General features: G+C 63.1%; 11 protein-coding genes. 7 read left to right on the top strand and 4 right to left on the bottom strand.

Features of this window, described 5'->3' with window-relative positions; genetic code table 11:
- Positions 1–66: 66 nt before the first annotated feature.
- The 3 genes from MC381_RS02520 to MC381_RS02510 all read left to right on the top strand — a co-directional run bounded on the left by MC381_RS02520 (position 67) and on the right by MC381_RS02510 (position 2,472).
- A complete protein-coding gene (locus MC381_RS02520; RefSeq protein WP_251976144.1) occupies positions 67–1,458 on the top strand; it encodes a uracil-xanthine permease family protein in 1,392 nt (463 codons plus the stop codon).
- 90 nt (positions 1,459–1,548) lie between these two features.
- Positions 1,549–1,821 carry a hypothetical protein gene (locus MC381_RS02515; protein ID WP_251976143.1) on the top strand — a complete coding sequence of 91 codons (273 nt, stop codon included), beginning with the start codon at positions 1,549–1,551 and terminating at the stop codon, positions 1,819–1,821.
- An 81-nt stretch (positions 1,822–1,902) separates the two neighbouring features.
- Complete coding sequence (locus tag MC381_RS02510; RefSeq protein ID WP_251976142.1) at positions 1,903–2,472, top strand: gamma-glutamylcyclotransferase; 570 nt, start codon at positions 1,903–1,905, stop codon at positions 2,470–2,472.
- 876 nt (positions 2,473–3,348) lie between these two features.
- Here the strand turns inward: MC381_RS02510 and MC381_RS02505 are convergent.
- The 3 genes from MC381_RS02505 to MC381_RS02495 form a co-directional block, all read right to left on the bottom strand.
- Positions 3,349–3,687: a thioredoxin family protein gene (locus MC381_RS02505; RefSeq protein ID WP_251976141.1), complete on the bottom strand. Its 339-nt coding sequence runs from the start codon at positions 3,685–3,687 to the stop codon at positions 3,349–3,351.
- A 127-nt stretch (positions 3,688–3,814) separates the two neighbouring features.
- Positions 3,815–4,348, bottom strand: coding sequence for a gamma carbonic anhydrase family protein (locus tag MC381_RS02500; RefSeq protein ID WP_251976140.1), 534 nt, complete (start codon positions 4,346–4,348; stop codon positions 3,815–3,817).
- 117 nt (positions 4,349–4,465) lie between these two features.
- Complete coding sequence (locus MC381_RS02495; RefSeq protein ID WP_251976139.1) at positions 4,466–4,651, bottom strand: hypothetical protein; 186 nt, start codon at positions 4,649–4,651, stop codon at positions 4,466–4,468.
- Positions 4,652–5,357: 706 nt separating this feature from the next.
- Here MC381_RS02495 and mqo (MC381_RS02490) point away from each other — a divergent pair.
- The 4 genes from mqo (MC381_RS02490) (at position 5,358) to MC381_RS02475 (ending at position 11,456) form a co-directional block, all read left to right on the top strand.
- Positions 5,358–7,025: a malate dehydrogenase (quinone) gene (gene mqo, locus MC381_RS02490; RefSeq protein WP_251976138.1), complete on the top strand. Its 1,668-nt coding sequence runs from the start codon at positions 5,358–5,360 to the stop codon at positions 7,023–7,025.
- A gap of 243 nt (positions 7,026–7,268) precedes the next feature.
- Positions 7,269–8,876, top strand: coding sequence for a malate dehydrogenase (quinone) (gene mqo, locus MC381_RS02485; RefSeq protein ID WP_251976137.1), 1,608 nt, complete (start codon positions 7,269–7,271; stop codon positions 8,874–8,876).
- Positions 8,877–9,138: 262 nt separating this feature from the next.
- Positions 9,139–10,122, top strand: coding sequence for an acrylyl-CoA reductase (NADPH) (gene acuI, locus MC381_RS02480; RefSeq protein WP_251976136.1), 984 nt, complete (start codon positions 9,139–9,141; stop codon positions 10,120–10,122).
- Between the two features lie 266 nt (positions 10,123–10,388).
- Positions 10,389–11,456, top strand: coding sequence for an SMP-30/gluconolactonase/LRE family protein (locus tag MC381_RS02475; protein WP_251976135.1), 1,068 nt, complete (start codon positions 10,389–10,391; stop codon positions 11,454–11,456).
- Between the two features lie 93 nt (positions 11,457–11,549).
- Here MC381_RS02475 and ampC read toward each other — a convergent pair whose 3' ends face one another.
- On the bottom strand, positions 11,550–12,731 hold the full coding sequence (gene ampC / locus MC381_RS02470) for a class C beta-lactamase (RefSeq protein ID WP_251976134.1): 1,182 nt from the start codon (positions 12,729–12,731) through the stop codon (positions 11,550–11,552).
- Positions 12,732–12,842: the final 111 nt, after the last annotated feature.

Raw genomic sequence — 12,842 nt, 5'->3', positions numbered from 1 at the left:
TTTGTACACAAAAAATCTCTACAGTAGCCCTAACGCGACACAACAATAACGCGCCCGGAGCCCATCATGAGCCAGGAAGCCGCCTCGAGATCCCCGGTTGTCGACACGGCGACGCCCCGAAAACAGCCGTTCACGGCAGAAAAAACCGACGCCAGGCTACGTGACGTCGACTATCTTCCGCCGCTGCGGAAAGCCATTCCTCTCGGTATACAACACGTGCTGGCCATGTTTGTCAGCAATGCCGCCGTACCGCTGATCATCGCCGGCGCGGCCGGGCTCTCCGGCGCCGATACGATGTTTCTGGTGCAAATGGCGATGTTCGTTGCCGGCGTGGCGACGCTGGTACAGACACTCGGCGTCGGGCCGCTCGGGGCTCGCCTGCCGATCGTCATGGGCACCAGCTTCGGCTTCGTGCCGGTGATGATCCCCATCGCGGCCAGCCAAGGCTTGCCCGCGGTCTTCGGGGGTGCGCTGGTCGGCGGGTTGGCGATGGCCGTGGTCGGGCTCTTCTACAAACGCCTGAGCGTCTTCTTCCCGCCGGTGGTCTCGGGCACCTTCGTGCTGCTGATCGGCATTCTGCTGCTGCCGGTTGGCTTCGCCTATGTCGGCGGTGGCGTCGGCGCCTCGGACTTCGGGGCGCCCCATCACCTGCTGCTGGCCGCACTGGTATTCGTCGTGACCGTGGCCTTTCACCAGTTCTGTCGCGGGTTTCTCTCCGAAGCGGCGGTGCTGATCGGCATTCTGGTCGGTTGCGTAGTCGCGGCGCCGATGGGCCTGCTCGACTTTGCCAAGGTCGGCGATGCCCGCTGGTTCCAGTTGCCGATACCTTTCCAGGTCGGCCTCGCCTTCGACCCGGTAGCAATTCTCGCGATCGCGCTGATGGCCGTGGTGACGTGCGCCGAATCGATCGGCGATATCTCCGGCACGGCGATCGGCGGCGCCGAGCGCGAGGCGACACCGCGCGAACTCTCCGGCGGCGTCATGGCCGACGGCCTATCCAGCAGCTTCGCCGCCCTGTTCGGCGCCTTTCCGCAGATCAGCTTCAGCCAGAACGTCGGCCTGGTGGCGCTGACCGGCGTCGCCAGCCGCTTCGTGGTCGCGATCGGCGGCGCCTTCCTGGTGCTGGCCGGTCTCGTGCCCAAACTCGGCGCGATCGTCTCGGCGATCCCCGCAGCGGTGCTGGGCGGCGCCGTGATCATCATGTTCGGAATGATTGCCAGCGCTGGCGTGAAAATGCTCTCTCACGCGGCGTTCAACAAACGCAACATGCTGATCGTCGGCGTCTCGCTGGCGTTGGCGATCGGCCTGCCGGCTCAGAGCGGACTTTACGAGAATGCGCCTCAACAGATCGGCGTGCTGCTCGAGTCCGGCCTGATCCCGGGCGCCCTGGCCTCCATCGTGCTCAACTTGATCCTGCCCCGTGACCACTGCGATACCGGGGACGCCGCCAAGCATTGACCGATGCTAAAGACAGTTACGCGAGAACCTCCTAGGCTGAACGGCAGAACGGTCAATCGGTAGCGAGCAATCGACAGCAAGGAGTGCGTCATGGGCATTTACTGCCTGACTTTCGACAGACCGCTGGGGCGGATGGACCGACACCGGCTGGAAACCATGCTCGATCGCTTCGAGACGACGCGCCTTTTCAGCACGGCCTGGTTGATCGAGTCGACCAACCCGATCGAGTTTCTGCGTTCGCGCCTGACGCGCGCCTTCGGTAGCAAGACCGACTTCTTCATCACTCGCCTGAGCGAGCCTTGGTGTGCCGACGGCATCGGCCCGGTCAGCCAGTGGCTAAACGATCCGCAACGGCACTGGTAGGGTACCGGGCCTGATGGCCAGGCTTGAGAAACGCCAACCCGCCCCGCATATTGCCTGCTTCACCCACGGCTACGGGTTCTCATGTCACTCGACACCACCGCGCACAATCGCCGGATGACTCACTTCGATGGCCATGAGTCGGTCTGGTTATTCGGCTACGGTTCACTGATCTGGAAAGCGGACTTCGACTATCTCGAGCGTCGCCCGGCCTCGATTCGCGGCTGGACGAGACGTTTCTGGCAGGGGTCCCACGATCATCGTGGCACGCCGGACGCTCCTGGGCGGGTGGTCACGCTGGTACCCGAGGAAGGGGCGACCTGTCACGGCATGGCCTATCGCATCTCGCCGGCTCTATTCGCACAGCTCGACCATCGCGAAAAGAACGGCTATCTGCGCGTCGTCACCGAGATGCGCTTCGATGACGGGACGGCCCGAGAGGGTGTGGTCTATCTCGCCGGCGAAGACAACGAAGCCTACCTCGGACCGGCGGCAGAGCGAGATATTGCCCGTCAGATCGCCGATTCGCATGGCCCCAGCGGCCCCAATCGCGACTATCTGCTCAATCTGGCGGCGGCGCTACGGGAACTGGGATTCGGCGACGCCCACGTCTTCAGCCTGGAGCGCGAACTGCTGACGCTGGCGCCCACCTGAAAGCGGTAAGGCCCTGCCACCGCATGCGGTGGCCCGGCGCCGCTTGCCAGTGAAGGCTCAAGGATCGCGGCGCTCCTGCCGAGCCGCCCCCTGATGGTCGGCGCCATCTCTGCCGAGCCTGCGGGATCGCTCTGCCTGCTCGGCTTGTCGGTCCTGGTAGCGGGTCATCGAGTTCTCGTCGCGAGGGGACGCCGACGCCTTCGTATCGGTAGGGCGGGTGACCTGGGTAGGCCGAGACGATGACTCCGACGCCGTCGAACCAGCCCGCGAGTCACTCTCCACGCCCTGCGCGTGTGCCGTTGTCACGGCAGCTACCAGTACCAGGCAAAACCCGGTCAATAACGCTCGCAGCCTGCTAGCGGTATCTTTCATCACGCATCTCCTCTTCCGACCACTGTTCAAGCCCGGACCGGCGTCAACCATGGCCGTTTCCCTCACTATCGACCACGAGGCCCTCTCAGACCAGCGTCTCGTCGAGAGGTCGTCAGCCGTGCGGCTCGGCATGACCATCGCCACCGACATGTGAGCAGGGCTACGCCGTCACGCCGTCTCTCATTCGCCACAAGACAAGAGTGGAACAGGCACCACACGGCGCGAACAACGGCGGTACGAGCCCATACGATAGACACAAAAAACCCGGCCACGGGGGCCGGGTCGATAGCGCTGCGGTTCCTTGCCTACTAGCCATGGCTTCCTGCCATGCGTCCTTGTGGCGGTCGCTTCCCGCGACTCCTTCCTTGGCACGGCGTCTCCCTGACGCTGTACGCCCACCTTACGCCCGTTGGGTATGAATAAGCTTTATGCAGATCAAGTAATCGGCTTGTTTATGTATCGATTTGTAAGGCATTTGCGCCGATTTCGCTATGAACTAGGCAGTCACCCATCCACAGCATGGCCGCCAAGGCCCGGCGGCAGCGCCTCTCGGAGGCACTGGGTCGATTCCGGTCTCACGCAACGCGCGATCTCCTCGCCATCACGCAGAAAGACGAACGTCGGCCACAGCTTGACGCCGAATGCTCGACCCAGCGGACGCCCCTTGCCGTCCTCGATACGAAAGACGACAAGGTCCGGTCTCTCATCGAGAACCGCCTCGATCAGAGGACGGGCGGCCTGACACCAGGGGCACCAGGGAGCGCCAAACTCGATGACGGTCCAACCCGACCGCGCACGCAGCGTTTCGAGGTCGGGCTCATCGGTGGTGTAATCGGGCAACATGGGCCCTCCTGGAAACGATCAGACTTGATGAGGGCGGGCCAGACTGGTGAGTCGGCCTGCCGGGGGGCATTCGAGTCGTCAACGCCAGCACACGCCTTGCAGGCGGGGCGGTGCCTGATCAACTCGTTCAGGCCTCAAGGCAGCGCAATCCGGTGGCGAACGATTTCCAGCGCTCGACGTAGTGCGTTGCGGCGGTCTTGAGGCCTTCCACTGCTGCCGTGTCGAGTGTGCGAATCGCCTTGGCCGGCGAGCCCACGATCAGCGAATTGTCGGGGAAGTACTTGCCCTCGGTGACCAAGGCGCTGGCACCGATCAGGCAGTTATTGCCGACCTGTGCCCCGTTGAGTACGGTCGCGCCCATGCCGACGAGCGTATTGTCCCCCAACGTACAGCCATGGAGGATGGCATGGTGACCGATGGTGCAGCCGCGTCCGATACGAAGCTCGAACCCCGGATCGGTGTGCAGCATGACGCTTTCCTGAATATTGCTGCCCGCGCCGATCACGATGCGGTCATTGTCGCCGCGGATCACCACGTTGAACCAGATACCCACATCCTCTCCCAGTTCGACCTGGCCGATGACATGCGCGCCGGGGGCGACCCAATAGCGATTCTTGTCGGGTAGACGAGGCACATGATCCCAATAGGCATAAACAGGCATGACAGGCACTCCGGTCGTTGATGGCGTTGCCCCATGCTCCCCCGGGCTTGGCCCTGCAACCAGCCGACTTTAGCCAAACCGGCACCGCCGGCACCCTGCGTGCCGTGGCAGGCGCGTTCAGTGGGTCGAGTCTGCCGAACGCGTTTCGTCATCTTGAGGCGCCGCTAGACCCGCTTCGTTGGCCGCCTCGCTGTGATGGCTCACCGCCTGGCTTGCCTCGCTTTCCGCAGCCAGAGAAAACGGCAGTACGGCAGAGACGACGACCGTCGCCAGCATCGATAACAACCGGTTGAAGATTTTCATACTCCCTCCTGCGGTGACGAAAAAGATGACAGTGGCTCATGGGCCACTCGCCGTTACGACGCACTTCCTTCCTGCGCCCCCTTCCTTGCGAGACACCTTCCTGCGACGCACTTTCCTGCAACGCACACTCCTGCGACACATTGCCGCAACGCCTTGTTAGCTTGCTAAACAATTCGTCGGCCGTCAAGCACGCCATGAACGAGAAGGTCACAGGCTGTCGCCGAGCGCTTTCTGCTTGCACGAGGCCGATATTTGATCATTGAATAAATGATTTTTTAGTTTATTTACTATCGAAAAAGACGCGCGCGATCTGTCGAAATCGCCATGCTTCTCCGCTTTTTCTGATTAAAGCTGACGATCATCGATCCATTATTAAACTTATAAAATCAAACCCCTGAGCGGCCTGGCCTGCGACAATTTACAGCACCCCTGGCGCTCCCTAGAATCGCTGCCGCCTTTTCGGGATAAGACCGCGATGGCGTGCCACCACAGCGCATGCCCAACGTGTTGAATGGCCTGAGGGTCTGCCAGTCAGCTTCATCGCCGTCACCGCTACAGCGACGTTATTCGGCGCCGATAACGCGTTGCGCCATGCCGCATCGCTCGTCCATTGCCGCCAGCCAATAACAACCATATATGCGACAGCAATTCGTCAGCGTTCGCATCGGGATCGACTCGCGTCACGATTCACACTCAAGGGGTTTTCATGAAACATTTAAGGGGTATTGCGCTGGGACTGGGTCTTGCGACCAGTGTCACGCCGGCTTGGGCGTCGGATGCGCCCGTCGACGTCGTGCTGATTGGCGGCGGCACCATGAGCGCCACGCTCGGCACCTACCTGCAGGAGCTGCAGCCGGACTGGAACATCACGCTGTTCGAACGGCTCGGCGAAGTCGCCGCGGAGAGCTCCAATGCCTGGAACAACGCCGGCTCCGGCCACTCCGCCTTCTGCGAGATGAACTATACGCCGCAGCGCGAAGACGGCAGCGTCGCCATTGACCGTGCCATCGGCGTGACCGAGGACTTCGAGATCTCGCGCCAGTTCTGGTCGCACCAGATCGAACAGGGCGTCCTGCACGATCCGGCCTCTTTCATCACCAGCACGCCACACATGAGCATCGTGTGGGGCGAGGATCACGTGAACTTCCTCCGCGAGCGCTATTCCACCATGCATCAGCACCCGTTCTACGACCAGATGGAGTACTCGGAAGATCGCGAAACGATCCGCGAGTGGCTGCCACTGGCCATGGAGGGAGCGGAAAACGACGGTCCTATCGCCGCGACTCGCATGCCGATCGGTACCGAGGTCAACTACGGCGAGATTACCCGTCAGCTGGTTGGCTCGCTGGCCGACGACGACCACTTCACCCTGTCCCTCAACAGTGAAGTGCGCGACCTGGAGCGCAACGATGACGGCACCTGGAAAGTCACCGTGGCCGATCTGGCCAACGGCGGCGAATCCTCCGTCGATGCTCGCTACGTCTTCATCGGCGCAGGCGGTGCCGCGCTGCCGCTCCTGCAGGCTTCCGGCATTCCCGAGGCCGAACAGTATGCCGGCTTCCCGGTGGGCGGCCAGTTCCTCTACACCACCAACCCGGACGTGGTCGCTCGCCATCAGGTGAAAGCCTACGGCCTGGCCGCCGAAGGCTCGCCGCCGATGTCCGTACCGCACCTGGATGCGCGCATGCTCGACGGCCAACCGGCACTCTTCTTCGGCCCGTTCGCGACCTTCTCGAGCAAATTCCTCAAGAACGGCTCCTGGACCGATCTGCTGGACTCGATGACCTTCAGCAACACCTGGCCGATGATGGAAGTCGGCATGGACAACTTCAATCTGGTGCAGTACCTGGTCGGCCAGGTGATGCAGTCCGACGAAGATCGCTTCGACGCCCTGCAGGCGTTCTATCCGGAAGCCGATCCGGACGACTGGGAGCTGTGGACCGCCGGTCAGCGCGTGCAGATCATCAAGAACGATCCGGATAAAGGCGGCGTGCTCCAGTTCGGCACCGAAGTCGTCACATCCGAGGACGGTTCCATGTCGGCGCTGCTGGGGGCGTCTCCCGGCGCCTCCACCGCCCCGCCGATCATGCTGCGCCTGCTGGATCGCGTCTTCCCGCAGCAGGTGGCCAGCGCGGCCTGGCAGGACAAGCTGCGTGAGATCATTCCTTCCTATGGCCAGCAGCTGGCGGACAATCCGGCACTGCTGCGCGAACTGCGCCAGCGCACGGCGGACGATCTCGGACTGACCAATGGCGACGCGCCGACCACCTTCGAACAGGCGGCCGAGGCGGAAGCCGAAGAGGGTGAAGCCCCCTCCGAGGAAGCGATCGCCCCGGAAGGCGCGCCCGCCGGTGAGGCAACCACCGACGTCTGACGCTCGGTACCGCGACGCCCGATCACGACCCCGTACCGCCTTCCGGCGGCACGGGGTCGTTTCCTTTCGAGGCTGTAAAAAATCGCCATTTGGCGATAACTAATTGTTTTTAACAAATAAAAAACGAAAACCCCGCAACTACCAGCGGCTTTCGCCGTTGCGGGACCATGGCAATAGCGTGGCGACCTCATTAAACTAATCGCGTATTCGCATTCGCGCCTGTCCATCAGACAGAGAGCCCCCATGAAACTGCGTCACGCTTCTATCCTGAGCGCCAGTATCGATACCTCCTCCGCTGGCGCGAGTTCCGACGATACCCCCAACGTCGATGTGGTTCTGATCGGCGGCGGCACCATGAGTGCCACGCTGGGAACCTTGCTGCAGGCACTCCAGCCGGACTGGACCATTCACCTCTTTGAACGCCTCGACAAGGCCGCCGAGGAGAGCTCCAACGTCTGGAACAATGCCGGCACCGGCCACGCCGCCTTCGCCGAGATGAACTACACCTCGCCGCAGCCGGACGGCAGCGTCGATATCCAGCGCGCCATCAACATCACCGAGCAGTTCGAGGTGTCGCGCCAGTTCTGGGCCAGCCAGGTCCGCGAAGGCGTACTGGCCAATCCGCGGTCCTTCATCAACACCGTGCCCCATCTCAGCTTCGTCTGGAGCGGCGAGCGCGTCTCGTTTCTGAACAAGCGCTTCGAGGCGATGCACGAGAATCCGCTCTACGCGGGCATGGAGTACTCCGAGGATCCCGAGCAGATCTCGAAGTGGATCCCGCTGGTGATGACCGGGCGCGATGCCGCTGAACCGGTCGCCGCGACCCGCATGCCTATCGGCACCGAGGTCAACTTCGGCGAGATCACCCGCCAGATGATGAAATCGCTGGCCCGGCGCGACAACTTCCACCTGTCGGTCAACACCCAGGTCCGCGACCTCAAGCGCAACGCCGACGGCAGCTGGAAGGTCACGGTGGCGAACACCAGCGACGGCGGCAACGAACGCAGCGTCAATGCCCGCTTCGTGTTCATCGGCGCCGGCGGCGCGGCGCTGCCGCTGCTGCAGAAATCCGGCATTCCGGAAGCCCGCATGTACGGCGGCTTCCCGGTGGGCGGTCAGTTCCTCTATACCACCAATCCGGAAGTGGTCGCCAAGCACGACGCCAAGGTCTATGGCCTGGCGCCCGCGGGTTCGCCGCCGATGTCGGTGCCGCATATCGACAAGCGCATTCTCGACGGTACCCCGGCGATCATGTTCGGGCCGTTCGCGACCTTCTCCAGCAAGTTCCTCAAGAACGGCTCCTGGACGGACCTAGTGCGCTCGGTCACGCCCAACAACCTGTGGCCGATGACCAAGGTCGGGCTCAACAATCTGGATCTGGTCCGCTACCTGATCAGCCAGCTTCGCATGTCCGAGAGCGGACAGTTCAAGGAACTGCAGAACTACTATCCGGAAGCGAAGCAGGAAGACTGGAAACTCTGGACCGCCGGCCAGCGCGTGCAGACGATCAAGGACGTCGAGGGCAAGGGCGGTACGCTGCAGTTCGGCACCGAACTGGTGACCGGCGCCGAGGGCTCCATCGCGGCACTGCTCGGCGCCTCGCCGGGCGCCTCGACGGCGCCGTCGATCATGCTCAAGCTGCTGGAGCGTGTCTTCCCGGATCAGGTAGCCAGCCCCGAGTGGCAGGCCACGCTGAAAACGATGATTCCCTCCTACGGCCAGGCGCTCGCCGATAATCCGCAGCTGCTCTACGACGTGCGCACCATGTCCCGCGAACTCCTGGAGCTCACCGAGCCGGACTTGACCACAACGCCGGCATCGCAATCGGAGCCGGCAACCAGCGACGGCTGATCCGATGCGTCCGTGACACGCTCGACGGCCCGCACCGGCACTCCCAGTGCGGGCCGCCGGCGTTCGAAGGCGCGCGTGCCCTCGCCTTGCCACCCATCGAATGGGCACGCACGGCCGTTGTTCCCGCCGCATGCGCGTGCCACAAAGGGCGCATGGCATTCGCCGAGCGCTTTTCCTATCGTCAGCGATGGCGGTCGACAGACGATGTCGGCGCCTTGACGGGCAGTGATGCCCGCTTCTGCCGCGCGCTAGGGAGATTGCCGTGTTCAATGCCATCTTACTGGAACAGGTCGATGACCGGTGCCATGCCTCGCTGACCTCCCTGTCAGAGGATAGCCTGCCGGCGGGCGATGTCCGGGTACGCGTCGAATGGAGCACGCTGAACTACAAGGATGCTCTGGCCATCACCGGCAACGGCGCCGTGGTTCGCCAATTCCCACTGGTGCCCGGGATCGATCTCGCGGGTGTGGTCGAACACAGCGAGCATCCCGATTGGGTCGCAGGCGACCGCGTGGTCCTGAATGGCTGGGGCATCGGCGAGACCCACTGGGGCGGGCTGGCTCAGCGCGCCTCGGTCAGCGGTGATTGGCTGACGCGTCTGCCGGACGCGCTGGATAGCCATCAGGCAATGGCCATTGGCACCGCCGGCTACACGGCCATGCTGAGCGTACTGGCGCTCGAGCGCCACGGCCTGACACCGAACCACGGCGACGTCCTGGTGACCGGCGCCAACGGCGGCGTGGGCAGCTTCGCGATTGCCTTGCTTGCGCGCCAGGGCTACCGGGTTGTCGCTGCCACCGGCCGACCGCAGGAGTCCGCCTTCCTGACGCGCCTTGGCGCCGCCGAGATCATCGACCGACAAACCCTGTCGACCCCGGGAAAGCCACTGGCGAAGGCACGCTGGGCCGCCACCGTCGACTCCGTCGGCAGCCATACGCTGGCCAACGCCTGCGCGCAGACACTGCCAGATGGCCTGGTGACCGCCTGCGGGCTCGCTCAGGGAATGGACCTCCCCGCCAGCGTGGCGCCGTTCATTCTGCGAGGCATCAGCCTGCTCGGCATCAACAGCGTTACCCGCCCCGCCGTGGAGCGCGACCGCGCCTGGGCCCGCCTGGCGGAGGATATCGAGCCAGACCTGCTACAGGAGATCGCCCGCGATACTCGCCTGAGCGAGACGCTCGAGCAGGCCGCAGCGCTATTGAAGGGAGAGGTCCGCGGTCGGCTGGTGGTCGACGTCAACAGCTAAGTCTCATCGAGCGATGCCGTGGGGACACGCCAGGCCTTGGTTGACCAGATGACAGACCAGTCTGACAGAGCCACCGGGTGGGGCCGACCGAGGGTATTGCCGTCGGCCGCGCGTGTCATCGCGGCAGCCACGAAGCCAAACTGATCTCGCAAAATCGCATCGAGCCAATGCGCTTTCCGGATGTTGTACGACTTTTGCGTTATTTCTGCGTTCTCCCTCGTGAATTAGAGTTCGAGAGACTTTGTATGACATAGAGAACAACACGCATGAATGATCCTACTTCATCCCCGAAAATTCCTGTCGACACCATGCGAAGAGGTCTGATAACGGCGGGTGCGGCCTTCGCCACGATGGCCGTGCTGCCGGCCCGTGCCGCATGGGAGCCCTCTTTGCGATACCCCGACCCCGCCGTTGAAGTCCTCGATCCGAGTTTTCTCGACTACCGGCTGTTCAATGCCAGTGTTGAGCGCTTGGCCACCGGATTCCGATGGCTGGAGGGTCCGGTCTGGTTTGGCGATGGCCGCTACCTTATCGCCAGCGATATTGCCAACAACCGATTGATTCGCTGGGACGAAACAACCGGCCATGCGTCCACGTTTCGGTCACCGTCCAACTATGCCAATGGCAACACTCGCGACAACCAAGGCCGGCTGATCACCTGCGAGGGGTCCATCGGCCGACGAGTGACACGTACCGAATACAACGGCCAGATCACCGTACTGGCCGATCAATATCAGGGAAAACCGTTCAATTCACCCAACGACGTGGTCTGCGCCAGCAACGGCGACATCTGGTTTACTGACCCACCTTTTCAGCTCGGCAACAATTACGAAGGCCGCATCGTCGAGCAGGAACTGCCAGCCGCGCTCTATCGCATCGATGCCGACAGCGGTGAAATCGAGCAGGTACTCGATGATATCGCCGGCCCCAACGGTCTGGCCTTTTCCGCCGACGGTAGTCGGTTTTTCCTGGTCGAAGGCCGCACTAAACCCAACCGTATCCTATGGCAATTTACTCACGAAAATGGCCAGCTAAGCCAGAAAACCAAGCTTGTTGAGGCGCAGAATTTTGGCGCACTGGACGGCTTTGCCGTCGACATCCATGGCAATATCTGGGCGGGATGGGGTAGCAGCGGCACGCCTGATGGCGACCCAGCGACTCTCGATGGCGTGCGGATCTTCAACCCTTCCGGACAGGCAATCGGACACATTCACCTCCCCGAACGCTGCGCTAATGTCTGCTTCGGCGGGGCCCTAGGCAACCGCCTCTTCATGGCGAGCAGCCACTCGCTTTACGCCCTTTTCGTCAACAGCCAAGGCATCGGCTTTGCCTGAGCCATGGCTTGCCGACAGCCGCGCCTCGACGCTCTCGGCGAAAAGCGGCTGCACGACAACGCCCGGCGACAATGCGACGCCCTGCAGCGCCTGCTACGAGGTGGGGAGGGTGCCGAGCCCTTCGAGAATACGATACGCCGCCCTCACCCGGGCCTCGTTGGGATAGTTGCGATTGGCGAGCATGACGAGCCCGGTCCGCTCGCCTGGCAGCATCACCACATAGGCGCCGAAGCCGTTGGTGGAGCCCGTCTTGTTGATCCAGACGTCATCACGCGGCGCTTGCGGCGGCGCTATCGCCTCGGCCGTGTTGGGCTCGAGAATCATGTCGTAGCCGTTGCCGGCCAGCAGCGCGTCAAGTGATACCGGCAAAGGGTACTGCTCCCAGATCAGATCCTGAGTCATGGCGCCCACCTGATAGTAGCCCGCTCGCGTGGCATCGATCGCCCGCTGCAGCTCGTCGTCCAGCGCCAGCAGCCCCAGATTCGCCTGCACCAGTCTCGCCAGATCCGCCGCCGTGGTCTTGAGGCCGTAGGCCTCGTCATCGAGTATCCCCGGCGAAACACGAACCGCCTCTCCCGTCTGGCTCTCGCCCATGGCATAGACAGCGTGCCGCGAGTCGGGCACGTCATACCAGGAGTGATCGAGCCCCAGCGGGGCAAAGAGGCGGTGACGCATGGCCGGCACGAAGTCGCTTTCAAGGCTGGCAGCGGCGGCCAGCCCCAGCAGGCCAATGCCCAAGTTGGAGTAGGTACGGCTCTCGCCAACCGGCTGGCTCGGCTGCCAGTCGCGATACCACGCCATCAGCGAGGCGCGATCTGTCACCGCGTCCGGCACGAACAGTGGCAAGCCGCCCCCGGTGTGCGTCGCGAGGTTCGCGCCGGTAATGCCGTCGAAGGCGCTCCCCTCGAGCGCAGGCAGGTAATCGCTCACCGGCGCGTCAAGATCAAACCGACCTTCCTCGACAGCCAGCGCGGCGAGCGTGGCGGTAAATGGCTTGCTCAGCGACCCGATCTCGAACAAGGTCTCGTTGTCGACCGGCGTACCCGCTTCTCGATCGGCAAGGCCGTAGTTGGCGATCAGCATGCCGCCGGGTTGGATGAGGGCAATCGCCATGCCGGGTATCTGCTGTTCGTCCATCAGCGGCAAGATGACGGTTTCCAGCGCGTCTTTCGGGCTCGTCGGCGCCTGCTGCGCCATCGCCCCGCTCGTCGTGCCGGCCAACACCAGCGCCATACTGGCCACACATCCCGCCCGCTTCATCCCCGCCCTGACCATGTCCGGTCTCCTTTCACGTTTGATCGGTCGCTGCCCGTGCCTCGACATCATGCGTGAAACCGCCTGACGGCGGAACTGAACTCGACACCAAAAAGCCGGCCCGCAAGATGC

The sequence above is a fragment of the Salinicola avicenniae genome, assembly GCF_023736115.1.
In the GTDB taxonomy this organism is placed as follows: domain Bacteria; phylum Pseudomonadota; class Gammaproteobacteria; order Pseudomonadales; family Halomonadaceae; genus Salinicola; species Salinicola avicenniae.
Note: the sequence above shows the minus strand (reverse complement) of the source record. Positions and strands in the feature narration are given on the sequence as shown.